The sequence below is a fragment of the Bradyrhizobium genosp. L genome (assembly GCF_015624485.1).
Lineage (GTDB): Bacteria > Pseudomonadota > Alphaproteobacteria > Rhizobiales > Xanthobacteraceae > Bradyrhizobium.
Genome location: NZ_CP061378.1, coordinates 6,105,497 through 6,129,092, shown reverse-complemented (window position 1 = coordinate 6,129,092; position 23,596 = coordinate 6,105,497). Strand labels below are relative to the sequence as shown.

General features: G+C 64.6%; 23 protein-coding genes. 18 read left to right on the top strand and 5 right to left on the bottom strand.

Annotation, left to right across the window (positions count from 1 at the left end; translation table 11 throughout):
- The first annotated feature begins 94 nt into the window (after positions 1–94).
- Positions 95–736: a YoaK family protein gene (locus IC762_RS29150; RefSeq protein WP_195790329.1), complete on the top strand. Its 642-nt coding sequence runs from the start codon at positions 95–97 to the stop codon at positions 734–736.
- Between the two features lie 86 nt (positions 737–822).
- Here IC762_RS29150 and IC762_RS29145 read toward each other — a convergent pair whose 3' ends face one another.
- Positions 823–1,635, bottom strand: coding sequence for a hypothetical protein (locus IC762_RS29145; protein ID WP_195785608.1), 813 nt, complete (start codon positions 1,633–1,635; stop codon positions 823–825).
- A 177-nt stretch (positions 1,636–1,812) separates the two neighbouring features.
- Between IC762_RS29145 and IC762_RS29140 the strand changes: the two genes are divergently transcribed.
- The 3 genes from IC762_RS29140 to IC762_RS29130 all read left to right on the top strand — a co-directional run bounded on the left by IC762_RS29140 (position 1,813) and on the right by IC762_RS29130 (position 4,232).
- Positions 1,813–2,655, top strand: a complete 843-nt coding sequence (locus tag IC762_RS29140; protein ID WP_195785607.1) for a shikimate dehydrogenase — start codon at positions 1,813–1,815, stop codon at positions 2,653–2,655.
- A gap of 119 nt (positions 2,656–2,774) precedes the next feature.
- Positions 2,775–3,353 (top strand): hypothetical protein, encoded by a 579-nt coding sequence (locus IC762_RS29135; RefSeq protein ID WP_433995926.1) that lies wholly within the window; start codon positions 2,775–2,777, stop codon positions 3,351–3,353.
- Positions 3,354–3,623: 270 nt separating this feature from the next.
- Positions 3,624–4,232 (top strand): hypothetical protein, encoded by a 609-nt coding sequence (locus IC762_RS29130; RefSeq protein ID WP_195785605.1) that lies wholly within the window; start codon positions 3,624–3,626, stop codon positions 4,230–4,232.
- 71 nt (positions 4,233–4,303) lie between these two features.
- On the opposite strand, the gene IC762_RS29125 is transcribed toward IC762_RS29130, so the two are convergent.
- Positions 4,304–5,440: an alpha-hydroxy acid oxidase gene (locus IC762_RS29125; RefSeq protein ID WP_195785604.1), complete on the bottom strand. Its 1,137-nt coding sequence runs from the start codon at positions 5,438–5,440 to the stop codon at positions 4,304–4,306.
- 108 nt (positions 5,441–5,548) lie between these two features.
- On the opposite strand from IC762_RS29125, the gene IC762_RS29120 reads away from it, so the two are divergent.
- The 11 genes from IC762_RS29120 to IC762_RS29075 all read left to right on the top strand — a co-directional run bounded on the left by IC762_RS29120 (position 5,549) and on the right by IC762_RS29075 (position 17,053).
- Entirely contained in the window at positions 5,549–5,722 is a 174-nt protein-coding gene (locus tag IC762_RS29120) for a hypothetical protein (RefSeq protein WP_195785603.1), read from the top strand.
- 214 nt (positions 5,723–5,936) lie between these two features.
- Positions 5,937–7,280 (top strand): phosphoglucosamine mutase, encoded by a 1,344-nt coding sequence (gene glmM, locus IC762_RS29115; protein WP_195785602.1) that lies wholly within the window; start codon positions 5,937–5,939, stop codon positions 7,278–7,280.
- A 273-nt stretch (positions 7,281–7,553) separates the two neighbouring features.
- Positions 7,554–8,810, top strand: a complete 1,257-nt coding sequence (locus tag IC762_RS29110; RefSeq protein ID WP_195785601.1) for an MFS transporter — start codon at positions 7,554–7,556, stop codon at positions 8,808–8,810.
- Between the two features lie 304 nt (positions 8,811–9,114).
- Positions 9,115–9,969: an outer membrane protein gene (locus IC762_RS29105; RefSeq protein ID WP_195785600.1), complete on the top strand. Its 855-nt coding sequence runs from the start codon at positions 9,115–9,117 to the stop codon at positions 9,967–9,969.
- A 181-nt stretch (positions 9,970–10,150) separates the two neighbouring features.
- The gene (locus IC762_RS29100) at positions 10,151–10,975 is read left to right on the top strand and encodes an outer membrane protein (RefSeq protein WP_195785599.1); all 825 of its coding nucleotides are present in this window, start codon (positions 10,151–10,153) and stop codon (positions 10,973–10,975) included.
- Between the two features lie 98 nt (positions 10,976–11,073).
- Complete coding sequence (locus tag IC762_RS35390; protein ID WP_246801281.1) at positions 11,074–11,664, top strand: glutathione S-transferase family protein; 591 nt, start codon at positions 11,074–11,076, stop codon at positions 11,662–11,664.
- A gap of 15 nt (positions 11,665–11,679) precedes the next feature.
- Positions 11,680–12,150 (top strand): GNAT family N-acetyltransferase, encoded by a 471-nt coding sequence (locus IC762_RS35385; RefSeq protein ID WP_246801280.1) that lies wholly within the window; start codon positions 11,680–11,682, stop codon positions 12,148–12,150.
- Between the two features lie 170 nt (positions 12,151–12,320).
- Complete coding sequence (locus IC762_RS29090; protein ID WP_195785598.1) at positions 12,321–12,533, top strand: hypothetical protein; 213 nt, start codon at positions 12,321–12,323, stop codon at positions 12,531–12,533.
- 78 nt (positions 12,534–12,611) lie between these two features.
- The gene (locus tag IC762_RS29085; protein WP_195785597.1) at positions 12,612–13,784 is read left to right on the top strand and encodes a phosphoserine transaminase; all 1,173 of its coding nucleotides are present in this window, start codon (positions 12,612–12,614) and stop codon (positions 13,782–13,784) included.
- A 235-nt stretch (positions 13,785–14,019) separates the two neighbouring features.
- The gene (serA, locus tag IC762_RS29080; protein ID WP_195785596.1) at positions 14,020–15,609 is read left to right on the top strand and encodes a phosphoglycerate dehydrogenase; all 1,590 of its coding nucleotides are present in this window, start codon (positions 14,020–14,022) and stop codon (positions 15,607–15,609) included.
- A 271-nt stretch (positions 15,610–15,880) separates the two neighbouring features.
- Entirely contained in the window at positions 15,881–17,053 is a 1,173-nt protein-coding gene (locus IC762_RS29075; protein ID WP_195785595.1) for a thiolase family protein, read from the top strand.
- Between the two features lie 75 nt (positions 17,054–17,128).
- Here IC762_RS29075 and IC762_RS29070 read toward each other — a convergent pair whose 3' ends face one another.
- The gene (locus IC762_RS29070) at positions 17,129–17,578 is read right to left on the bottom strand and encodes a MarR family winged helix-turn-helix transcriptional regulator (RefSeq protein WP_195785594.1); all 450 of its coding nucleotides are present in this window, start codon (positions 17,576–17,578) and stop codon (positions 17,129–17,131) included.
- Between the two features lie 88 nt (positions 17,579–17,666).
- Between IC762_RS29070 and IC762_RS29065 the strand changes: the two genes are divergently transcribed.
- The 3 genes from IC762_RS29065 (at position 17,667) to IC762_RS29055 (ending at position 21,473) form a co-directional block, all read left to right on the top strand.
- Positions 17,667–19,100 carry an MFS transporter gene (locus tag IC762_RS29065; RefSeq protein ID WP_195785593.1) on the top strand — a complete coding sequence of 478 codons (1,434 nt, stop codon included), beginning with the start codon at positions 17,667–17,669 and terminating at the stop codon, positions 19,098–19,100.
- Positions 19,101–19,279: 179 nt separating this feature from the next.
- The gene (locus IC762_RS29060; RefSeq protein WP_195785592.1) at positions 19,280–20,944 is read left to right on the top strand and encodes a mucoidy inhibitor MuiA family protein; all 1,665 of its coding nucleotides are present in this window, start codon (positions 19,280–19,282) and stop codon (positions 20,942–20,944) included.
- A gap of 193 nt (positions 20,945–21,137) precedes the next feature.
- Entirely contained in the window at positions 21,138–21,473 is a 336-nt protein-coding gene (locus IC762_RS29055; RefSeq protein WP_195785591.1) for an antibiotic biosynthesis monooxygenase family protein, read from the top strand.
- 180 nt (positions 21,474–21,653) lie between these two features.
- On the opposite strand, the gene IC762_RS29050 is transcribed toward IC762_RS29055, so the two are convergent.
- Complete coding sequence (locus tag IC762_RS29050) at positions 21,654–22,496, bottom strand: carbohydrate ABC transporter permease (protein ID WP_433995925.1); 843 nt, start codon at positions 22,494–22,496, stop codon at positions 21,654–21,656.
- A gap of 52 nt (positions 22,497–22,548) precedes the next feature.
- Positions 22,549–23,505, bottom strand: coding sequence for a carbohydrate ABC transporter permease (locus tag IC762_RS29045; protein WP_195785589.1), 957 nt, complete (start codon positions 23,503–23,505; stop codon positions 22,549–22,551).
- Positions 23,506–23,596 lie beyond the last annotated feature (91 nt).

Here is a 23,596-nt window from a genome sequence, read left to right as displayed (position 1 = left end):
TGGTTGCCATCACGCTTTACGCTTTCAATCCCTTTCCAAGTCGACCGCTTTCATGAACACTGCGGCTTTCGATGCGCAGTGGTTCTCGAACATCATGCTTCAATCCCGCCGTAACCTGGCGCTGGCCTGCTCGCTGAGCGCGTTGGCCGGTTATGTCGACGGCATCGGCTATCTGCATCTCGGCGGCCTGTTCGTCTCCTTCATGAGCGGCAACTCGACGCGGCTTGGCGTGACCCTGGCCGAGGGGCATTGGGAGCATGCGCTGGAGGCGCTGGGGCTGATCGTCCTGTTTGTCGGGGGCGCCGCGGCCGGCAGCCTGATCGTGCTCAGCCGGCTCCCGCATCGCCAGCCGCTGATCCTGCTGGCCGAAGCGTTGCTGCTCGCTGGAGCTGCGCTGGCCTACGCATTCGGCCTGCCGAACCTCGCGGTTGCCGCGATCGTGCTGGCGATGGGTCTGGAGAATGCCGTGTTCCAGATCGATGGCGGCGCCGGCCTCGGCCTCACCTATATGACCGGGGCGCTGGTCAAGGTCGGTCAGTTCGCCGCGGCCGCACTGACCGGCGGCGCACGCTGGGCCTGGCTGCCAAATCTGTCGCTATGGGCGGCGCTGGTGATCGGTGCGCTGCTCGGGGCGCTCGCCTATCGCTGGATCAACCTGGCTGCGATCTGGTTCGCAGCGGCCATCGCATTCGCGCTCAGTCTGCTCGTCGTCGCAACGGCCAGACAAATCGACTGAATCCAGCACAAGCTGACTCCACAAAGGAGCCAGCCTGCATAATATTGCTGACGTTGATCTCTGCGGTCGTTGCGACCGGTCGAAATCTAATTGACGGTCTTGACCTTCGTCGACGCGCCACTGCCGCCGTTCTCGATCGTCACGTCGGTGTAGTTCTGCTGCGCCGGCGTTTCCTCGTAACGGAATGACTTCTTCATCATCGCATTGCTGTGCACGGGGCCGGTGGGGAGCACGATGTCGAACCTCAGCAGCTTGTCGAGCGGATTGATGCCTTGCGGAACGGCCGACACCAGGGTGACGGTCCAATCGACCTCGACGACCGCATCGACCGTCACGATCAGCTTGGGGCCGGGCCCCGGTCCGGGCATACGATCGATCCATGCATCGAGCGATCCCGGAACGATGTCCAGCTCAGGAACGACCGGTTTCGTGTGCGCGGCGACATAGGCTTGGCACTTGGCATAGGTGTCCGGGCCGAACACCTTGAAGTAGATGGCCGGAACGATCGCGTCGGACTTGGCGATCATGTAGCGATCGGTGCCGATCTGCTGATACACGACGAAATTCGCCGCGGTCGGATCTGTCGTCGCGTTGCCGACGCTGTCCGGCTTGTCAACGATGTCGATTTTGTGGGTTCCGTTCTTGTCGACGATGATCACGAACTTGACAGTCTTCGGGTAGCTCGGAATGGCCTGATCGATGTCGAAGGGAACGACGATCGGGCTGGTGATGCCGTCGGTTTCGAAGTTGAGCGCGAATTCGGGCGGGAAGATCATGAACGGCAATTGGTCGATCGTGACCTTGGTCTGCAGGGTCGGCTTCTGGCCGGTCGCGACCACATGCAGGACGCCGTCTTGCCGATATGCGCTGAAAATGCCTTGGCCGAACTCTTTGGGCATCGTGGAAACTCCTGTTTGAAAATGGACGCGCTGGAAAGACCGCATCATCTACCAAGAGGGGTCCTGTTTCAAGCGCACAATCCTAGATTTAATCGTGATCATGTCGTCGTGATGACCATGCATTGACACTTGACGCGGCTTGCTCGATTTCAGGGGGGGACGAAGCAGGATCCGCGCATGACATCGACGACCAAAACCCGCGCCGCGTGCCTGATCGGATGGCCGGCAGCGCATTCGCGCTCGCCGCTGATCCATCATTACTGGCTGCGCACGCTCGGCATCGAGGGCGGCTATGTGATCGAGGCGGTGCCGCCCGGCGAGTTCAAGGACTTCATCTTCCGCCTGTCGTTGCGCGGCTTCGTCGGCGCCAATGTCACCATTCCGCACAAGGAGCAGGCGCTGGCGTTGTCGACGCCGGATGAGCGCGCCCGCACCGTCGGCGCCGCCAACACGCTGTGGTTTGCCGACGGGGAATTGCGCTCGACCAACACCGATGTCGAGGGCTTCATCAACAATCTCGATGCCTGCGCGCCGGGCTGGGACAAGACGACGGACGCGCTGGTGCTCGGCGCCGGCGGCGCGGCGCGCGCGGTCGTGTTCGGGCTGATCGAGCGCGGCATAGCGCGGGTGCATCTGGTCAACCGCACGATCGATCGCGCCCGCGCGCTCGCCGATCGGTTCGGCTCCCAGGTGCAGCCGGCGACATGGAATGCGGTCGATGATTTGTTGCCGCGCGCGGGGCTGCTGGTGAACACGACGTCGCTCGGCATGCACGGCCAGCCGGCGCTCGCGGTCGATGTCGGGCTGCTGCCGCAGCACGCAGTCGTTTCCGATCTTGTCTATGTGCCGCTATTGACGCCGCTGCTCGCGGCGGCCGAGGCGCGCTCCCTGAAGACCGCCGATGGGCTCGGCATGCTGCTGCACCAGGCGGTGCGCGGCTTCGAATTGTGGTTTGGGCAGCGCCCGCAGGTGACGGCGGAGTTGCGCGCGCTGGTCGAGGCCGATCTCACAAAGACTTGAGGCGCGGAATAGCATCACAGCGCGGGTGTCCAGTGCTAGGTCAGCCTCTGTCCTCGCCTGGAGTTCCCGCCATGCCGTCCCGCCGTTCCGCCGTCATCCGTCCGTTCATCGCCGTCGCAATGGTGACGGCATCCACGCTCGCCGCGCTGGCGCAGCAGCCGCCGACACCGACGCGGGTGCGCGGAACCGTCGAGGGCGTCGACGGCGAGACGCTCGCGGTGAAGTCGCGCAGCGGCGAGGAGGTCAAGCTGCACATGGCCGGCAACATGGTCGTGCTCGGCCTCACCAAGATCGGGTTGTCGGAGATCAAGGTCGGTTCCTTCATCGGCACCACCACCGTGCCCGGTTCCGACGGCGTGCCGAAGGCGGTCGAGGTGCATGTCTTCCCGGAAAACATGCGCGGCACCGGCGAAGGCTCGCGGCCCTACGATCTCAAGCCGAACAGCAGCATGACCAATGCGACGGTCGCGGAGTCGGTCGTCGGCAATGACGGCCATACGTTGCTGGTCAAATACAAGGACGGCGAGAAGAAGGTCGAGGTGCCGTCGGACACGCCTGTCGTGACCTATGTCCCCGGCGACAAGTCGGATCTCAAGGCCGGCGCCAAGATCATCGCCTTCATGAAGAAGCTGCCGGACGGCTCGCTCGAGACCAACCGCGTCAGCGTCGGCCACGACGGCATCACGCCGCCGATGTGACGGCTGCCGCGAAACTCACCCAACACGTCGTCCCGACCAAGGCCGAGACCCATAGCGAGCGCTTTGCGTGATCGAACTCGCTGAGGCCACAGCCTGCATCAACAACGCGACCCTGTAGTTATGCGTCCCGGGCCGCGCTTCGCTTGCCCGGGACGACGAAGAGTAACAAACGCCGCGTCCAACGCGTATCTCCCGACGAGAGGCACGGAATACCCTCGACGTTTCGGTGTTCCTGACTCCGCCAGCCAACACCTCCGAGAGGGACATTCCATGCCGAAATCACTGCTGTTCGCGGCGCTATTCGCCGTTGCCTTGACCTCGATCGCCTCCGCGCAGCAGCCGCCGATGACGCGGATCCGCGGCACCATCGAGGCGGTCGACGGAGCGATGCTGTCGATCAAATCGCGCGACGGCACCGACATGAAGGTGCGCACGACGGACAATGTCGCGGTGTTCGGCGTCGCCAAGACCGATCTCGCGGAGATCAAGCCCGGCTCCTATATCGGCGTCACCGCGATGCCGGAACCCGACGGCACGCAGAAGGCGATCGCGGTTCACATCTTCCCGGAGAACCAGCGCGGCGCCGCCGAAGGTTTTCGTCCCTGGGACCTGCGCGCCAACTCGACCATGACCAACGCCACCGTCGCCGAGACGGTGAAGGGCACCGACGGCCAGAACATTCTGGTGAAGTACAAGGACGGCGAGAAGAAGGTCGTGGTGCCGCCGGGCACTCCGGTCGTCACCTTCGTCACCGGCGACAAGTCCGAGCTGAAGGCGGGCGCCAAGATCATCATCTTCGGCGCGGTGAAGAAGGACGACGGCACGCTCGAAGCCAACCGCGTCAATGTCGGCCGCGACGGGATCACGCCGCCGATGTGAGGCGAAGCAAAACTCTCTCAACACGTCGTCCCGGCGAAGGCCGGGACGACGGCTTAACGAGCGGCGGAGAGCTAGACGGCCAGCACCTTGTCGTCGATCTCGGCGATCGTGTTGACGCCGCACAGGCCCATCGTGGTGGTGAGCTCCTTCGCCAGAATATCGAGCGCTTTCGCGACTCCCTCCTGACCGCCCGCCCCCAGCCCGTAGGCATAGGCGCGGCCGATCATGCAGGACTTGGCGCCCAGCGCCAGCGCGCGCATGATGTCCATGCCGGTGCGGATGCCGCCGTCGAACATGACCTCGAGCTTGTCGCCGACCTCGTCGACGATCTCCGGCAGCACCTCGATCGACGACGGCGCGCCGTCGAGTTGCCGGCCGCCATGGTTGGAGACCACGATCGCCTGCGCGCCGGTCTTGGCGGCGAGCTCGGCGTCCTCGACGTCGAGGATGCCCTTGAGGATCAGCTTGCCCGGCCAGATCGAGCGGATCCAGTCGATGTCCTTCCAGTTCAGCGAGGTGTCGAACTGCGACGCCGTCCATTCCGACAGCTTGGTCAGGTCCTCGGTGCCCTTCACGTGGCCAGCGATGTTGCCGAAGGTGCGGCGCTTGCCTTGCAGCACGCCGGAGACCCAGGCCGGCTTGGTGGCGAAGTCGATCAGCTTCGACAGCGACCATTCCGGCGGCACCGTCATGCCGTTCTTGATGTCCTGATGGCGCTGGCCGATCACCTGGAGGTCGACGGTCAGCACCAGCGCCGAGCACTTCGCCGCGATCGCGCGCTCGATCAGCGCCTTGATGAAGCCGCGATCCCTCATGACGTAGAGCTGGAACCAGAACGGCTTGTCGACCGATGCCGCAATGTCCTCGATCGAGCAGATCGACATCGTGCTCTGGGTGAACGGGATGCCGGCCGCCTGTGCCGCCCGGCAGGCGTAGATCTCGCCGTCGCCATGCTGCATGCCGAGCAGGCCGACCGGCGCCAGAATCAGCGGCATCGCCGCCGGCTCGCCGAGGATCGTGGTCGCCAGGCTGCGCTTGGAAACGTCGACCAGGATGCGCTGGCGGAACTTGATCTGCTGCAGGTCCGCGGAATTGGCGCGCAGCGTGTCCTCGGTATAGGAGCCGCGATCCGCATAATCGAAAAACGCCCGGGGCACGCGGCGCTTGTGCAGCTGGCGCAAATCTTCGATGCAGGTAATGTGCTTCATGGAGGTTCCCGGCCCTTCTTGTTGTCGCAAGCCTTGTAGGAGTTCGATCTTGCCGTCATCTAGCATGGTTAGACGGCGTGCCAAATCGAGGACGAAAAGGAGCGCACGATGACGCAATCAGGCTCCAAGCCGAAGGCAGACGACAGTGCGGAAAAGCGCCGGCTCGATGAGGCGCTGGAGGAGGGGTTGGAGGAAACCTTTCCTGGCTCCGACCCCGTCAACGTGACCCAGCCGGCGCCCACCAAGGGCGACCGGCACGTCAAGCGCAACGGCCAGGATTAGCTGGCATCGGGCCTCGTCCGGCTTGCGCTTGAGACAATAATTATATACTTTTCAGTGCCTTAAGCTCGAACCCAAGGGTTCGATGGCGGTAATGATTCATCATATTTTTTGAAGTCCTTTTAGCGCCTGACAGTCTATAAGGCCGATGCACGCTAGACTGGTGGGCGTTCGGGACTCTCTCGTCGGGTGGTCGAGAGGTCCGTGTGGGGGTGACATGAGCCGCAAATATTTCGGGACCGACGGGATTCGGGGCCGCGCCAACGGGCTGATCACGCCGGAGCTCGCGCTCAAGGTGGGTCAGGCTGCCGGCCTGGTGTTTCAGCGCGGCGACCATCGCCATCGCGTCGTGATCGGCAAGGACACGCGGCTCTCCGGCTACATGATCGAATACGCCATGGTCGCGGGCTTCACCTCCGTTGGCATGGACGTGCTGCTGCTCGGCCCGATGCCGACGCCGGCGGTCGCGATGCTGACCAAGTCGATGCGCGCCGATCTCGGCGTCATGATCTCGGCCTCGCACAATCTGTTCGAGGACAACGGCATCAAGCTGTTCGGCCCGCAGGGCTTCAAGCTGTCCGACGACGTCGAGAAGCAGATCGAGCAGCTGCTCGACGAATCGCTCGACCGCCGCCTGGCGCAGAGCGCGAGCCTCGGCCGCGCCCGCCGCATCGACGGCGTCCACGACCGCTACATCGAATTCGCCAAGCGCACGCTGCCGCGCGAGCTCTCGCTCGACGGCCTGCGCGTCGTGATCGATTGCGCCAACGGCGCCGCCTACAAGGTGGTGCCGGAAGCGCTCTGGGAGCTCGGCGCCGACGTGGTGGCGATGGGCGTCGAACCCGACGGCTTCAACATCAACAAGGAATGCGGCTCGACCTCGCCGGAGGCGCTGTCGAAGAAGGTGCGCGAGATGCGCGCCGACATCGGCATCGCGCTCGATGGCGACGCCGATCGCGTCATCCTGGTCGACGAGCGCGGCCACATCGTCGACGGCGACCAGCTGCTCGCGGTGATCGCGCAGAGCTGGAAGGAAGACGGCCGGCTTTCGAAGCCCGGCATCGTCGCCACCGTGATGTCCAATCTCGGGCTGGAGCGCTTCCTGCAGGGCCATGGCGTGCAGCTGATCCGCACCCCGGTCGGCGACCGCTACGTGCTCGAGCAGATGCTGAGCGGCGGCTACAATCTCGGCGGCGAGCAGTCCGGCCACATCATCCTGTCCGACTATGCCACCACCGGCGACGGTTTCGTCGCCGCGCTGCAGGTGCTGGCGGTGGTGCAGAAGTTGCGTCGCCCGGTCTCGGAGGTCTGCCGGCGCTTTGAACCGCTGCCGCAGATCCTCAAGAATGTCCGCTATCGCAGCGGCAAGCCGCTCGACGATGCCGAGGTGAAGTCGGCGATCACCGACGGCGAGAAGCGCCTCAACGGCCATGGCCGCTTGCTGATCCGTCCCTCCGGCACCGAGCCGGTGATCCGCGTCATGGGCGAGGGCGACGACCGCATCCTGGTCGAGGACGTCGTCGACACCATCGTCCATGCACTGGGGCAAGCGGCGGCGTAAGGGGCGTTGATTCCCAAAGCTTGTGCGCCAATCCCGTCATCCTGAGGTGCGAGCACTTCGCGAGCCTCGAAGGATGAATCGGCCTGGCTGGTGGCCGCGCATCCTTCAGGGCCGCTGAAGAAGCGGCCACCTCAGGATGACGGTGATAGACCTGTCTCAGCATCGCTGGCCAACACGCGCATCGCAGCCATCGGCTAACGCAACTGGTCGCAACCACCTCCGCGTCGTACGACACGGAGGTATTTTTGCGAATCCGCTGCCGGGAATGCTGCATTGAACAAGCCTGTCGTGAGCGAAGAGGCACTGGGCGAGCCGGTGCTGGTGCCTGAGCTGACGCCTGCGCTGGCCGCGAAGGCGGCCGCCGCCGGGCCGGCCTATGTCGTGCTCGCCGGCATCAGCTTCTCGCACTTCCTCAACGACACGATGCAGTCGCTGATCGCCTCGGTCTATCCGATCCTGAAGGAGAACTACGCGCTCGACTTCGCGCAGATCGGCATGATCACGCTGGCATTCCAGTTCACCGCATCGCTGCTGCAGCCGCTGGTCGGGCATTTCACCGACAAGAAGGCGCAGCCGTTCTCGCTCTCGATCGGCATGGGCTCGACCTTCGTCGGCCTGCTGCTGCTCAGCGTGGCGCACAGCTACGGCATGATCCTCGTCGCGGCCGCGCTGATCGGCCTCGGCTCCGCAGTGTTCCACCCGGAATCGTCGCGCATCGCGCGGCTGGCCTCGGGCGGACGCTACGGCTTCGCGCAATCGGTGTTCCAGCTCGGCGGCAGCTTCGGCACTTCGATGGGGCCGGTGCTCGCGGCCTTGATCGTGGTGCCGTTCGGCCAGCCTTCGATCGCGTGGTTCTCCTCGATCGCGTTCCTCGCCATCGTGATCCTGTGGCGCATCGGCGTCTGGTACAAGCCGCAGGTCGCGGCGAAGAAGGCTGCCGTGATCGAGCGGCATCCCGATCATCCCGACCAGCGGCGGGTGATGATCGCGCTCGTCGTGCTCGTCGCGCTGATGTTCTCCAAGCAGCTCTACGTCTCGAGCCTGTCGAGCTACTACATCTTCTATCTGATCGACCGGTTCGGCGTGTCGACGCAGGGCGCGCAGTTCTATCTCTTCATCTTCCTCGCCGCCAACGCCGCCGGCGCGTTCATCGGCGGTCCGCTCGGCGATCGCTTCGGCCGCAAATACGTGATCTGGTTCTCGATCCTCGGCGCGCTGCCGTTCACGCTGGCGCTGCCCTATGCCGGCCTGTTCGCGAGCGCCGTGCTGACGGTGGTGATCGGCCTGATCATCTCGTCGGCGACATCGGCGATCATCGTGTTCGCGCAGGAGCTGATGCCGCATCGCTTCGGCATGATCTCCGGCGTGTTCTTCGGCGTCGCCTTCGGCATCGGGGGCCTCGGCGCCGCCGTGCTCGGCAAGCTTGCCGACCACACCTCGATCGCCTTCGTCTACCAGCTCTGCGCCTTCCTGCCGGCGATCGGGCTGCTTGCGGTGTTCCTGCCCAAGATGCCGAAGGCCGTTCGCTGAGCCTCTGTCGCGGCGAGGGCGGGGCGGTTGCATTAAGCATTCGCTAACACGAGCGGCGCGTGCGCGGCGAACGGCGCCTGCACATCAAGACATCGTTAGCACTTGTGGCGCGTTCGCCATGTTTTGCGGCGCACGCGCACGCTTTTTATCAACCCATAAGCAACAGCCACGAAAATCAGTGAGAAAAAATCAACCTTAAAAATTAGGGTTAAGTGCCGCTTAAGTATTTGCTGCCATCGTCCAGCACGTGAGTTTCAGACGTGGGGCTTTTCTTGACGCCTCACTTGGCAAAAGGACGAAGCCAATGCGTAGCGTTAAGTCTCTGATTGCCGCGGGCGCGGCATCCCTGTTGTCCACGGTGGCGTTTGCCGCCGACATGCCCATCGCGGCGCCGCCTCCGATGGCGTATGCCCCTCCGCCGGTCCAGGACTTCGGCGGCTGGTATCTGCGCGGCGACGTCGGCATGGCCAACAGCACCGGCAAGCTGCACACCAATCTCTATGACACGCTGCCGGCAGGCACCGCCTTCAATCAGTATGGCACCGGCTTCGACGGCGGCATGATCTACGGCGTCGGCGTCGGCTACCAGTTCAACAGCTGGTTCCGTGCTGACATCACCGGTGAGTATCGCTCCAAGGTCAGCTTCAACGGCACCGACTTCTTCACCTTCCCCGGAACGCCGCCGTCGTCGCTCGGCGACACCTATCACGGCGGCTATTCGAGCTGGGTCGGCCTCGTCAACGTCTACGCCGATCTCGGAACCTGGTGGTGCCTGACCCCGTTCATCGGTGCCGGTGTCGGTGCCGCGAGCATCCATACGTCGGCTTTCTCCGACAACGCCACCTTCCCGGGCGGCGTCGGTTCCAGCTCCTACATCGCCGACGGTGCGACCAAGACCAACCTCGCCTGGGCCGTGCACGCCGGTGTCGCCTACCGGGTGAACCAGAACTTCACGGTCGAACTGGCGTATCGCTATCTCGACATGGGCACCGCCGGTCAGGGCCAGGGCCACTTCTTCGACGGCACCCCGACAGGCGTCTCGACCTTCCAGTTCCGCGACATCACCTCGCAGGACGTGAAGCTCGGCGTCCGCTTCAACCTGCCTTGCTGCGACGTGCCGCCCCCGCCGCCGGCAATGCCGCTGATCCGCAAGGGTTGATCCAAGAGTTAACGAGAGCCTTCATCGGTTAACGATTGCAGACGGCGCGGGATCATCCCGCGCCGTTTTGCTTTGTCGCGCGCTCACGACGTCAGCGTGTGAAATGCGGCCCGCGACAACGATTGGTTAAGGTTAACAGGCGATGATCAGCATGTAGTCCGGTGGTGGATGGAGCGTTGCGATGCGTAGGTTGTGGCTGGCGGCGATGATGTTCGGGGCGGTGACGGCTGCGCACGCCGCCGATCTTCCCGATCTTCCCGTTCTGCGCGGCGGTCTCACCGACGGGCTGACGCGGTCGAGCACCAACTGGGCCGGCTTCTATGTCGGCGGCCAGGCCGGCTACGGAACGTCGACCGAGAACTTCGGTGGCTCCAACACCAACCTGCTTACGCCGCTGCTCGATCACAACGTGATCCAGCAGATGGATGTCCAGAATTGGAATCTCGGGCTCGGCAAGGTCTCGCAACACGGGACCGGGTTCGGCGGCTTTGCCGGCTACAACTGGCAGTTCGACGACGTCGTGGTTGGTGCCGAAGTGAGCTACTTGCACGGCGCGTATGGCGGCACCTCGACCGCGAGCAAGGAATTGATCAGCGGCGCGGCGCTGACCGACAGCTTCTTCCACGACGTGCGCGTCGATTCGTCCGCGTCGATCCAGATCACCGACATGGCCACGTTCCGCGGCCGCGCCGCCTATGCTTACGGCTGCTTCCTGCCTTACATCTTCGGCGGCGTCGGGTTCGGTAATGCCAACATCTCGCGCACCGTCACCATCTACGATTCCATCGCCACCTCTGCGCTGGGCCCGTGGTCGCAGCCGTTCGTCAACGGCGCGACCGACGTCCGGCATAACAACCTGGTGGTCGGTTACAGCGGCGGCCTCGGCATCGATGTCGCTCTGATGGCCGGGCTGTTCATGCGTGCCGAGTGGGAATACGCCCGCTACACCACCGTGGTCGACACCAGCGTCAACACGGTGCGCGTCGGTCTCGGCTACAAGTTCTAGCCCTGCCTTCGCTTCGGCTTGACTCCGCAAGTCGCGGCTGATCCGATATCGCTCGCACGAGCGCGATGAACCTTCATCGTGCCGGGGAGCGCGATCGGATGAAAATCTACGGCGACACCAATTCGGGCAATTGCCTGAAGGTGAAATGGGTATGCGACAGGCTGTCGCTGCCCTACACATGGGTCGAGATCGACATCATGAAGGGCGGCAGCCGGACCGCAGAATTCCTCGCGATGAACGATTGGGGCCAGGTGCCGACCGTGCAGCTCGACGACGGCAGGACGCTGGCGCAATCCAACGCCATCATCCGCTACCTCGCGCGCGGCAGCGAGCTCATTCCGGCCGATCCCTATCGCGCGGCCCAGATGGATGCCTGGATGTTCTGGGAGCAGAACGGCCACGAGCCCTATGTGGCGGTCTGCCGCTTTCACACCGTGTATCTCGGCAAGGCCGTCTCGGACATCGATCCGAACCTGTTGAAGCGCGGCCATGGCGCGCTCGATCAGCTGGAGCGGCGCCTTGCCGATGCGCGCTTCCTGGTGGGCGAGGCGTTCTCGCTCGCCGACGTCTCGCTCGTCGCCTATACGCGCCTCGCGCATGAAGGCGGCCTCGCGCTCGAGCGCTATGGCGCGATTTGCCGCTGGATCGCCGATGTCGAGCGCGAGCTCGGCCTGTCGCCGGCGCGCTGACATCGGGTCGAACGGATGACCACGACTTCACCCGTCACCATTCGCCGCGCCCGCCGCGACGATGTTGCCGTCATCATCGGCATGCTGGCGGACGATCCGCTCGGCGGGCCGCGCGAGCGGATCGAGGATCCGCTGCCGCAAAGCTACTACCAGGCGTTCGAGCGGGTCGATCGCGATCCCAATCTGCAGCTCGTCGTCGCCGTCGACGGCGACGGCACCGTCGTCGGGTGCCTGCAGCTCGCCGTGCTGCCGGGCTTGAGCTCGCAGGGCAGTTCGCGCGGATTGCTCGAGGACGTTCGCGTCGCAAGCCATTGTCGCGGCCGCGGCATCGGCGAGCAGCTGGTGCAGTGGGCGGTGGCGGAAGCGCGCGCGAAAGGCTGCATGCTGGTCGAGCTGCTGACGCATCACACGCGCGTCGATGCGCAGCGCTTCTATGAACGGCTCGGATTTTCGCGCAGTCATCTCGGCATGGTGATTCGGTTCTGAGATGTGCGCATCGAGTTGCACGCTCAGCTCTTGCGTGCCTGCGGTGGTTCTCGCTCCGCTATCGGGTTAAGGACCAATAAACTAAGCCGATCTCCGTGATTTTACGGGGAGGAACGACTGGGCTATGTCAGCGTCTCCCACGGGGCGCGGCGGCAGCTTGGGGATTTCAGATGTCGGACTATTCGATCGTGCGGGTCGGCAACGAATACATCGTGCAGGCCGGCGAGAAGAGCATTTTGAAGATATCGAGCCGGCGCAAGGCGGTTAAGCTGGTAACGCTGGCAGCCGATCTGCTCGATCAGGGGGCGATGCAGCCGATCGAGGAGGCCGCATCAATCGGCTGTGATCCGGGCGAGCGTCCCGACACGTCCGAACTTCCTTGACGTTTGGGTGCCCTTCCACTATCTCCGGCGGCGGGAAACCTCTCCCCACCGAGAGGCAGCTATCTGGAAGGGTAGATTATGACTGCAGCGAAGCCCGCTTCGCGGCCTCACGTGCCGCATTTTTCCTCCGGCCCCTGTGCCAAGCGCCCCGGCTGGAACCCCGACAATCTCAAGGACGCAGCCCTCGGCCGCTCGCATCGCGCGAAGGTCGGCAAGGCCAAGCTCAAGCTCGCGATCGAACTGACGCGCGAAGTGCTCGAGGTGCCCGCCGATTACAAGATCGGCATCGTGCCGGCGTCGGATACCGGCGCGGTCGAGATGGCGCTGTGGTCGCTGCTCGGTGCCCGGCCCGTTACCACGCTCGCCTGGGAATCCTTCGGCGAGGGCTGGGTCAGCGACATCGTCAAGGAATTGAAGCTGAAGGACGTCACCAAGCTCAACGCGGCCTACGGTGACATCCCCGATCTTTCCAAGGTCGATCAGAACTCCGACGTCGTGTTCACCTGGAACGGCACCACCTCGGGCGTGCGCGTGCCGAACGCGGACTGGATCCGCGCGGACCGCGAAGGCCTGACGATCTGCGACGCCACCTCGGCCGCCTTCGCGCAACCGCTCGACTTCGCCAAGCTCGATGTCGTCACCTTCTCCTGGCAGAAGGCGCTCGGCGGCGAGGCGGCGCACGGCATGCTGATCCTCAGCCCGCGCGCGGTGGAACGGCTCGAGAGCTACAAGCCGGCCTGGCCGCTGCCGAAGATTTTCCGCCTGACCAAGGGCGGCAAGCTCAACCAGGGCATCTTCGAGGGCGAGACCATCAACACGCCGTCGATGCTCTGCGTCGAGGATTATCTCGACGCGCTGCATTGGGCGAAGTCGATCGGCGGCCTGAAGGCCTTGATCGCGCGTGCCGATGCCAACACCAGGGCGATCGCCGACTGGAAGGCGAAGACGCCGTGGATCGATTTCCTGGCCAAGGACGCGTCGATCCGTTCCAACACCTCGGTGTGCCTGAAGTTCACCGATCCCGCGATCACCTCGCTTCCCGCTGACGTCCAGGCCGACTTCTGCAAGAAGCTGGTCGCGCTGGTCGAGAAGGAGAACGCCGGCTTCGACTTCGCCTATTACCGCGATGCGCCGGCCGGCTTGCGGATCTGGTGCGGTGCCACTGTTGAAGCCAAGGACGTCGAACTGCTGACGCAGTGGATCGACTGGGCCTTCGCCGAGACCAAGGCCGCGCTGCCGAAGGCCGCGTAGCTCTCCTTCACCTCGCCCCGCGTGCGGGGAGAGGTCAGATCGCATCGTGAGATGCGATCTGGGTGAGGGGGACTCACCGCGAGTTCAACTCTCACCATGTCTGGGGATACATGCCCCTCACCCTAACCCTCTCCCCGTAAGAACGGGGAGAGGGAAAGAGATCGTTCCGAGACTTCACCCATTCCGGTCCTTGATGGCCGATCCTTCCTTCGAGGAAGGCCCAGGAACAGTTCCCATGTCAAAACCCAAGGTTCTCATTTCCGACGCGCTGTCTCCCGCCGCCGTGCAGATCTTCAAAGACCGCGGCGTCGAGGTCGACTTCCAGCCCAATCTCGGCAAGGACAAGGAAAAGCTCGCCGAGATCATCGGCAATTATGACGGGCTTGCGATCCGCTCCGCGACCAAGGCGACCGCAAAGCTGCTCGAGAAGGCCAACCGGTTGAAGGTGATCGGCCGCGCCGGTATCGGCGTCGACAATGTCGAGATCCCGGCCGCGACCGCCAAGGGCATCATCGTGATGAATACGCCGTTCGGCAATTCGATCACGACCGCCGAGCACGCCATCACCCTGATGCTGGCGCTGGCGCGCGAGATCCCGCAGGCCGACGCCTCGACCCAGGCCGGCAAGTGGGAGAAGAACCGCTTCATGGGCGTCGAGATCACCGCCAAGACGCTCGGCGTCGTCGGCTGCGGCAATATCGGCTCGATCGTCGCCGACCGCGCGCTCGGCCTGCGCATGAAGGTGATCGCGTTCGATCCGTTCCTGTCGCCGGAGCGTGCCAAGGACATCGGCGTCGAGAAGGTCGAGCTCGACGATCTGTTCAAGCGCGCCGATTTCATCACGCTGCACACCCCGCTGACCGAGAAGACCAAGAACCTGATCGACGCGGCGGCGATCGCCAAGATGAAGCAGGGCGTGCGCATCATCAATTGCGCCCGCGGCGGCCTGGTCGACGAGCAGGCGCTGGTCGATGCCCTGAACTCCAAGCACGTCGCGGGCGCCGCCTTCGATGTGTTCGTCGAGGAGCCGGCGACCTCGAACGTGCTGTTCGGCCATCCCAACGTGATCTGCACCCCGCATCTCGGCGCCTCCACCACGGAGGCGCAGGAGAACGTCGCGCTGCAGGTCGCCGAGCAGATGTCGGACTATTTGCTCTCGGGCGCGATCTCGAATGCGGTCAACTTCCCCTCGATCACGGCCGAAGAGGCACCGAAGCTGAAGCCGTTCATCGAGCTCGCCGAAAAGCTCGGCTCGTTCGCCGGCCAGCTCACCGAGAGCGGCATCGTCAAGACCGAGATCACCTATGAAGGCCACGTCGCCGAGATGAAGATCAAGGCGATCACCTCGGCAGTATTGTCCGGCCTGCTGCGTCCGATGCTGGGCGAGGTCAACGTGGTCTCGGCGCCCGTGGTGGCAAAAGAGCGCGGCATGGTGGTGGACGAGATCGTCCGCGCCGCCCAAAGCGACTATGAGAGCCTGATCACGGTCACCGTCACCACCGAGCGGCAGCAGCGTTCGGTGTCCGGTACCGTCTATGCCGACGGCAAGCCGCGGCTGGTCGACATCAAGGGCATCCGCGTCGACGCCGAGTTCGGCAAGTCGATGATCTACGTCACCAACGAGGACAAGCCCGGCTTCATCGGCGCGTTCGCGAGCCTGCTCGGCGATGCCAAGATCAACATCGCGACCTTCCATCTCGGCCGCGTCAAGCAAGGCGGCGATGCGATCGCGCTGGTCGAGGTCGACGGCACGGTGCCGGCGGATCTGCTCACCAAGGTGCAGGCCTTGCCGCAGGTCAAGCAGGCCAAGGCGCTGACGTTCTAGACCAAGGCCGTAGGTCGTAGGGTGGGTTAGCGCAGCGTAACCCACCACGTCTCTCGCCGCTGCAATGGTGGGTTACGCCTTCGGCTAACCCACCCTACGAATTTGATCGAAAGCCGAGATATTCCGATCTGCGGAACAGAACGCCGTCTCCGGTCCCGGAGGCGGCGTTTGTGCTTGGGCGGCCACCGGTATTGCTATTGTACCGGTCGAAATTAGGTGTACGAAGGCGTCAAGACGCGCCACTATCCGGCGATCTCAGAGGGAGAAAACAATGCGTGAAGCCGTAATCGTTTCCTATGCGCGCACTGGCCTGGCGAAGTCCGGCCGTGGCGGATTCAACATCACCGCGCCGATGTCGCTGGCTGCGCACGCCGTCAAGCACGCGGTCGAACGCGCCGGCGTCGACAAGGAGTATGTCGAGGATTGTTACCTCGGCAATTGCGCGCACGGCGCGCCGAACATCGGCCGCCAGGCGGCGCTGCTCGCCGGCCTGCCGAAGTCGACCGCCGGCGTCTCGGTGAACCGTTTCTGCTCGTCGGGACTGCAGACCATCGCGATGGCCGCCAACAGCATTCGTTCCGACGGTTCCGATTGCATCGTCGCCGGCGGCGTCGAGAGCATCTCGATTCCCGGCGGCGGCACGCCGAAGGAATCGATCGATCCCGACCTGCTGAAGACCGCGCCCGACATCTTCATGGCGATGATCGACACCGCCGACATCGTCGCCGAGCGCTACAAGCTCAGCCGCGAATACCAGGACGAGTATTCGCTGGAGTCGCAGCGCCGCATGGCCGCCGCCCAGCAGGCCAACAAGTTCAAGGACGAAATCGTCCCGATGAAGACCCAGATGAAGGTGGTCGACAAGGCGACCAAGGCTGAGTCGATCGTCGACTACGTCGTTGATCGCGACGAGTGCAACCGTCCCGAAACCACGCTGGAAGGTCTCGCCAAGCTCGAGCCGGTCAAGGGCCCGGGCAAGTACGTTACCGCCGGCAATGCCAGCCAGCTCTCCGACGGCGCCGCCGCCGTGGTGCTGATGGAAGCCAAGGATGCCGAGAAGCGCGGCCTCAACCCGATGGGCCGTTTCGTGGCCTGGGCCTCGGCCGGCTGCGAGCCCGACGAGATGGGCATCGGACCGGTGTTCGCCGTGCCGAAGCTGCTGAAGCGTCACGGCCTGAAGATCGAAGACATCGATCTCTGGGAGCTCAACGAAGCCTTCGCCAGCCAGTGCCTGTATTCGCGCGACCAGCTCGGCATCGATCCCGAGAAGTACAACGTCAATGGCGGCTCGATCGCGATCGGCCATCCCTTCGGCATGACCGGCGCCCGGCTCACCGGCCACCTGCTGCAGGAAGGTCGCCGCCGCAAGGCCAAGTGGGGCGTCGTGACCATGTGCATCGGCGGCGGCCAGGGCGGCGCCGGCCTGTTCGAGATCTATAGCTGAGGTCTCGACCGAGCTCGATGGCCTGACATTAAGCGGCCCGGCGACAACGCCGGGCCGCTTTCATTTGCACGTGCGTTACGCGGCCGGCGACACTTCGCCGAAGTCGAGTGCCGCGATCATCTCCAGCGTTTGCCGCAGATCGGCCGCCTGTTTCGCGCCAAAGGCGGTCTCGAACTGCTGCTGCGCCCGTCGCCAGGCGTCATGCGATTCCGCAAGCGCGGCCTCGCCGCGTTTGGTCAATCGCACCCGGCGGGAGCGGCGGTCGTCCTTGTCGGTGACGACGCTGACCAGGCCATCGCGCTGCAGCGGCTTGAGGTTGTGGGTGAGGGCGGTGCGGTCGAGCACCATTGCCGCGGCAAGCTCGCCCATCGCCAACGATTCCGATCTGGCGATGCGGACAAGAATTGCGCGTTGCGTGCCACGTAGTCCCGACGGCGCGAGAATCGCGTCGTAGAGCTGCGACACGCGCCGCGTCGCCTTGCGGAACGCCGTGAGATTGCACCTGGTCGTTTCGGTCCCCGCCATCGCTTGTTGCCTCCAAAGCAGGCTTGACAATTACATGCATATGCACCTACTTGCAATAGATGCATATGCACATAATCCGGAGAGCGTGATGTCGGAAGTGGATGCGGAGACGATCGATCTGCCGGTGGCCCCTGCCGAGCGGCCGCGGCGCCGTGCGGCAACGGCATCCCCGCGAATGGTCCTCGCGATCGTCTCGGTCGGCATCTGCCTCGCCAATCTCGACCTCTTCATCGTCAATGTCGGGCTGCCGAACATCGCACGGGAGTACCACGACGCCTCGCTAGAGGATCTCTCCTGGATCCTGAACGGCTATGCGATCGCCTATGCCGCGCTGCTGGTCTTCTTCGGGCGGCTCGCCGAACGGCATAGCCGCAATCTGAGCTTCCTGCTCGGCGTCGCGCTGTTCACCGCCGCTTCGGCGGCGTGCGCGCTGGCGCGCAACGTCGAATTCCTGGTCATTGCCCGGATCGCGCAGGCCGCAGGTGCCGCGCTGATGACGCCGACGTCGATCGGCCTGCTGCTGGCGTCCTTTCCGGCGGAGCAGCGGGCCGGCGCGGTGCGTACCTGGACGGCGGTCGGCGGCCTTGCGGCAGCGCTGGGACCGTTGGTCGGCGGAGTGCTGGTGACGTTCGACTGGCGCTGGATCTTCATCGTCAACGTGCCGATCGGCCTGGTCGCGATCGTGGTCGGCTGGTTGCGCCTGCCCGAGGTGCCAGGCCACGACGCGCCGCGCCCGAGCTTCTGGGCGGCCCTGCTCGTGACCTGCGGCATCGGCGCGCTGACGTTTGCGATCGTGAAGGCGAACGATTGGGGATGGAACTCGCTCGGCATCGTGATCGGCTTCGCCATAGCCGTGAGCAGCCTTGCGGCGTTCGCCTGGCATTGCCTCAGATCGCAGAATCCGTTCGTCGATCCCGCGCTGTTCTCGGTGCGGCCGTTCACCGGCGCCTCGTTGGTGATCGCGCCTTACACGGCGGCGTTCGGCGCCATGCTGCTCTCCGTCGCCCTGTGGGATCAAACCGTGTGGGGCTGGTCGGCGCTGAAGACCGGTCTTGCGATCGCGCCGGGTCCGCTGCTCGTGCCGTTCACCTCGCTGCTGTTCGCCGGCCGCTTGATCGCGCGGTTTGGCGCGGCGCCGGTCATCGCCGCCGGCATCCTGAGCTTTGCAGCCGCGCTGGGCATCTGGGCCACCTTCCTCGGCGCGGAGGTCAACCTGCCGGCCTTCATCATCGGCATGATGTTCACCGGCGTCGGTGTCGGGTTGACCTTTCCGACCCTGATGGGCGTCGGCGCCGGTTCCCTGCCGCCGTCCTCGTTTGCGACCGGCTCCGGCGTGATCAACATGATCCGGCAGTCCGCGCTGGCAATCGGCGTTGCGATCTTTGTCGCGATCGTTGCGACGCCAGTCTCGATGGCCGACAGAATCGCAGCCTTCCAGCGCGGCTGGTGGATCATGGCCGCGTTGACGCTGGTCGGTCTCGTGCCGAACTTTCTCCTGATCCGGCGCAGAACCGCGCGCTGAGGTTCGAGAGACATCGCCGCGCCACCTGCCGGCCGTGGCGGCGCCACCGTCGCGCCGCACCGACACCTCAATCGAACCAGTTCCTTCCTCGCCGCGTCTCAGCACGAGGAGCGGTGCGCCGGTCGACCGGGCGCACCCTCGACATCTCGTGCGCGATGCGGCGCTTCCGGAGGGATACCATGCGATTGATTGCCAATTGTCTCGTCACCACCAGCCTCGTGCTGGTGAGCACCCTGGTTGCCGGCCCACTGCAGGCGGCCGATCTCGATGCGGCCTCCAATGTCGATGCCGTCACCGTCTATCCCGACGGCGCGAGCGTCTCCCGCGTCATGACGCTGGATCTGCCGGCCGGCGACAACACGCTCGTCGCGAAGGATTTCCCGTTGGGGCTCGATCCGTCTTCGCTGCGGGTCGAGGGCGAGGCCGGTTCAGCGCTGACGATCGGCGCGATCGACGCACGGCCGCCGCATCTCGCTCCGCCGGCCAACCTTCCGGAGATCGACAAGCGCATCGAGGCGCTGAAGGACCAGCGCGAGGATCTGCAAGGCCTCATCGCGTCGGCCGAGGCGCGCAGGAAGTTTGCCGAACATTTTGCCGAGGCGTCGCCGGTCGGTATCGGCGAAAAGGGCGAAGCGCGTCCGGTGAGCGAGTGGCGCACGGCGTTCTCCGCCGTCGCCGATGAGGTGGCGACCGCCGACAACGCCATCCGCGATGCCACGCGCAAGCAGCGCGACATCGATCGCGAGCTGGCGCGTCTCGAGGCCGATCGCGCCACCAAGCCGCCTAGCAAGCTCGAGGTCAGGATCGAGGTCGCTTCGGCCGCCGCGACGAAGGCGACGTTGCGCGTGACCTACGCGGTGCGTAACGCCCGCTGGATGCCGGTTTATGACGCCCGTCTCGACGCCGGCGCCAGGGACCGCAAGCCTGCGCTCGAGCTGGTGCGGCGCGCCGAGATCACGCAGTCGACCGGGGAGGATTGGTCGAACGTCGCGCTGGTCGTTTCCACCGTGCACGTCGCGCGCGGCGGCAATGCGCCCGACCTCAACCCGCTGCTCGTGCAATACCCGAAGCCGCTGCTGCCGATGGCGGCGGGCAAGGCGGTCGACGGTTTACAGCAGCGCGCCATGCCGGCTCCGGTGTCTTCGGCGGCGATGGCCGACATGGCCGTCAGACCCGCAGAGGAACGCGAGGCTGTCGCAGAGACCAGCGCCTTCCAGGCCAGTTTCAAGATCCCCGGCCGCGTCAGCGTCGCAGCCAATGAAGGCGCAAAGAGCCTGCGCATCTCGACCACGAAGATCACGCCCGACCTCGCGATCCGCGCGGTGCCGGTGATCGACCCGACCGCGTTCCTCGAGGCGAGCTTCGTGCAGGCCGACGATGCGCCGCTGCTGCCGGGGCGGGTCTCGATCTATCGCGACGGCATCTTCGTCGGCCGCGGCCGGATGGCGGCGACCGCCAAGGACGAGACCGTGCGGCTCGGCTTCGGTGCCGACGACAAGGTCAAGATCGAGCGCACGGTGGTGAAGCGCAACGAGGGCTCCGCCGGCCTGATCGTGACCACATCGAAGACCGACGAGCGCGCCTTCAAGACCACGGTGCGCAACGGCCACGACTTCCCGATCAAGGTCGCGATCCAGGACCAGCTGCCGGTCAGTGAGAACGAGGACATCGTGGTCGAGATGCTGCCCGCCTCGACGCCGGCGACCACCACCAACATCCGCGACAGGCGCGGCGTGCTGGAATGGGCGTTCGAGGCCAGGCCCGGCGATGTCAAAGACATCAACTTCGCCTGGCGGGTGCGCTGGCCCAAGGACAAGGGCGTCGTGATGGTTCCGGCGGGGTGAGGGCGGGCCGATCCACAAACTCGCTGTCATGCCCCGCCTTGAGCGGGCATCCAGTACGCCGCAGCCTTTCGTCTGAAAAGGAACGCCGCTGGAATACTGGATCGCCCGGTCAAGCCCGGGCGATGACATTGTGCTATCAACGAGATCGACCAGCGAGATACGGCGTATCCGCCGCAGACAGGAGACTGCTTTCATGTTCATCGCGATGAACCGGTTCCAGGTGAAGACGGGCTCGGAGCAGGCGTTCGAGACCGTCTGGAAGAGCCGGGAATCCTATCTCGGCGACACCCCGGGCTTCATCGAGTTTCATTTGGTGAAGGGGCCCGAGGCCGAGGACCACACGCTCTATGCCACGCATACGGTGTGGGCCGACAAGGCCGCATTCGAAGCCTGGACCAGGTCGGACGCGTTCCGCCGCGCCCATTCCCGCGCCGGCAACGACACCGGTGGCAGCCTCTATCTCGGCCATCCCAAGTTCGAAGGTTTCGAGGTGCTGATCACCGAGCGGGCGAAGCACAGCGCGGGATGAAGGCAACCCCTTTGTGCCATGGAAACCAACATCAGCGTCGTCCCGGCGACGGCCGGGACCGATAACCACCGATGCTCGCTATTACGTGCCCGTGGAACGACGAGTCCTGTCCACAACATCCGCCGCGGAGTATGGGTCCCGGCCTTCGCCGGGACGACGTTGGGGAGGGATCGCGTCCCGCTACTCCTTCACCGCGCCGGTCAGCGACGAGACGTAGTAGTCGACGAACAGCGAATAGAACAACGCCACCGGCAGCGAGCCGAGCAGCGAGCCGGCCATCAGCGCGCCCCATTGGTAGACGTCGCCGGTGATCAGCTCGGTCACGATCGCGACCGGCACCGTCTTGTTGGCGCCGCTCTGGATGAAGGCGAGCGCGTAGATGAACTCGTTCCAGGACAGCGTGAAGGAGAAGATGCCGGCCGAGATCAGCCCGGGCACCGCGAGCGGCAGCGTGATCCGGCGCAGGATCTGCAGCCGGGTCGCGCCGTCGACCAGCGCGCATTCCTCGAGCTCGTAGGGGATCGACTTGAAATAGCCGATCAGGAGCCAGGTGCAGAACGGCACCAGGAAGGTCGGATAGACCAGGATCAGCGCCAGCGGCGAATCGAACAGGCCGAACTGCACGATCACGGTGGCGAGCGGAATGAACAGGATCGACGGCGGCACCAGATAGGCGAGATAGATGCCGAGGCCGACGTAAGGACTGCCGCGGAAGCGCAGCCGCTCGATCGCGTAGGCCGCCAGGGTCGAGGCGAACAGCGACAGGAAGGTCGATCCGACCGCGACCAGCATCGTCGTCTTCAGCCAGCGCGGATAGTCGGTTTCGAACAGCAGATGCTTGATGTGAATCAGCGTCGGCGAGGTGATCCAGAACGGGTTGTGCTCCTTGTAGTTCAGGAGCTCCGCGTTCGGTTTGAACGAGGTGATCGCCATCCAGTAGAACGGGAACAGCAGGATCACGACGAAGCAGGCCAGCGGCAGATAGATCATCACCATCCGCCGGCTGCGGGATTCCCACGCCATGGTGTCCGGCGTGGCGCTGGCGACGTTGCTGTTGCCCGGCGAGGCGGTGACGTCAGTCATTGGCTTCTCCCTGCTGCCATTTGCGGCGCGCGAGGCCGAAGTAGGAAAACAACGTCGCGAAGATCAGGAACGGGATCATCGACACCGCGATTGCCGCGCCTTCGCCGAGCTCGCCGCCGGCGATGCCGCGCTGGAACGCCAGGGTCGCCAGCAGATGCGTCGAGTTGACCGGGCCGCCGCGGGTGATGGCATAGACGAGCTGGAAGTCGGTAAAGGTGAAGATGATCGAGAACGTCATCACGATCGCCAGGATCGGCATCATCATCGGGAAGGTGATGTAGCGGAAGCGCTGCCAGGCGCTGGCGCCGTCGAGCATCGCGGCTTCATAGAGCGAGGGCGAGATGGTCTGCAATCCCGCCAACAGCGAGATCGCGACGAACGGGATGCCGCGCCAGATGTTGGCCACGATCAGCGAGAACCGCGCCGGCCAGGGCGAGCCGAGGAAGTCGACATAGCTGGTGCGCAGATGCAGCACGTCGACCAGGAGATAGGAGATGATCGAGAACTGCGGATCGTAGATCCACCAGAATGCCAGCGCGGAGAGCACCGTCGGCACGATCCACGGCAGCAGCACGATGGCGCGGATCAGGCTCTTGAACGGGAAATGATTGTTGAGCAGCAGCGCCAGCCAGAAGCCGAGCGCGAATTTTCCGACCGTGGCCACCGCCGTGTAGAAGATCGAGTAGAACACCGCGTTCCACCACAGCGGATCCTTGAGCAGATACTGAAAGTTCTCCAGGCCGATGAAGATGCCGCGCTGGCCGATCGTGGTGTCGGTGAAGGCGAGCCAGATGCCGAGGCCGAGCGGATAGGTCAGGAACACCAGCAACAGGCCGATCGCGGGCGCCAGGCACATCACGATCAGGAACGGCTTGTAGTCGAACAGGCGCACGATCCAGTTCGGCTGGTGCAGCGCGTAGGTGCGGGCTGGAAGAGTCGTTACGGACATCAGACGGTTGTCCTGGCTTGAGTTGTCGTTCCGGGGCGATGCGCAGCATCGAACCCGGAACCTCGAGATTCCGGGTTCGCTTCGCGCCCCG

Coding starts and splice junctions, on each gene's coding strand:
- IC762_RS29150 (WP_195790329.1), top strand. CDS start 95: ATGCTTCAATCCCGCCGTAACCTGGCGCTGGCCTGCTCGCTGAGCGCG.
- IC762_RS29145 (WP_195785608.1), bottom strand. CDS start 1,635: ATGCCCAAAGAGTTCGGCCAAGGCATTTTCAGCGCATATCGGCAAGAC.
- IC762_RS29140 (WP_195785607.1), top strand. CDS start 1,813: ATGACATCGACGACCAAAACCCGCGCCGCGTGCCTGATCGGATGGCCG.
- IC762_RS29135 (WP_433995926.1), top strand. CDS start 2,775: ATGGTGACGGCATCCACGCTCGCCGCGCTGGCGCAGCAGCCGCCGACA.
- IC762_RS29130 (WP_195785605.1), top strand. CDS start 3,624: ATGCCGAAATCACTGCTGTTCGCGGCGCTATTCGCCGTTGCCTTGACC.
- IC762_RS29125 (WP_195785604.1), bottom strand. CDS start 5,440: ATGAAGCACATTACCTGCATCGAAGATTTGCGCCAGCTGCACAAGCGC.
- IC762_RS29120 (WP_195785603.1), top strand. CDS start 5,549: ATGACGCAATCAGGCTCCAAGCCGAAGGCAGACGACAGTGCGGAAAAG.
- glmM (WP_195785602.1), top strand. CDS start 5,937: ATGAGCCGCAAATATTTCGGGACCGACGGGATTCGGGGCCGCGCCAAC.
- IC762_RS29105 (WP_195785600.1), top strand. CDS start 9,115: ATGCGTAGCGTTAAGTCTCTGATTGCCGCGGGCGCGGCATCCCTGTTG.
- IC762_RS29100 (WP_195785599.1), top strand. CDS start 10,151: ATGCGTAGGTTGTGGCTGGCGGCGATGATGTTCGGGGCGGTGACGGCT.
- IC762_RS35390 (WP_246801281.1), top strand. CDS start 11,074: ATGAAAATCTACGGCGACACCAATTCGGGCAATTGCCTGAAGGTGAAA.
- IC762_RS35385 (WP_246801280.1), top strand. CDS start 11,680: ATGACCACGACTTCACCCGTCACCATTCGCCGCGCCCGCCGCGACGAT.
- IC762_RS29090 (WP_195785598.1), top strand. CDS start 12,321: ATGTCGGACTATTCGATCGTGCGGGTCGGCAACGAATACATCGTGCAG.
- IC762_RS29085 (WP_195785597.1), top strand. CDS start 12,612: ATGACTGCAGCGAAGCCCGCTTCGCGGCCTCACGTGCCGCATTTTTCC.
- serA (WP_195785596.1), top strand. CDS start 14,020: ATGTCAAAACCCAAGGTTCTCATTTCCGACGCGCTGTCTCCCGCCGCC.
- IC762_RS29075 (WP_195785595.1), top strand. CDS start 15,881: ATGCGTGAAGCCGTAATCGTTTCCTATGCGCGCACTGGCCTGGCGAAG.
- IC762_RS29070 (WP_195785594.1), bottom strand. CDS start 17,578: ATGGCGGGGACCGAAACGACCAGGTGCAATCTCACGGCGTTCCGCAAG.
- IC762_RS29065 (WP_195785593.1), top strand. CDS start 17,667: ATGTCGGAAGTGGATGCGGAGACGATCGATCTGCCGGTGGCCCCTGCC.
- IC762_RS29060 (WP_195785592.1), top strand. CDS start 19,280: ATGCGATTGATTGCCAATTGTCTCGTCACCACCAGCCTCGTGCTGGTG.
- IC762_RS29055 (WP_195785591.1), top strand. CDS start 21,138: ATGTTCATCGCGATGAACCGGTTCCAGGTGAAGACGGGCTCGGAGCAG.
- IC762_RS29050 (WP_433995925.1), bottom strand. CDS start 22,496: ATGGCGTGGGAATCCCGCAGCCGGCGGATGGTGATGATCTATCTGCCG.
- IC762_RS29045 (WP_195785589.1), bottom strand. CDS start 23,505: ATGTCCGTAACGACTCTTCCAGCCCGCACCTACGCGCTGCACCAGCCG.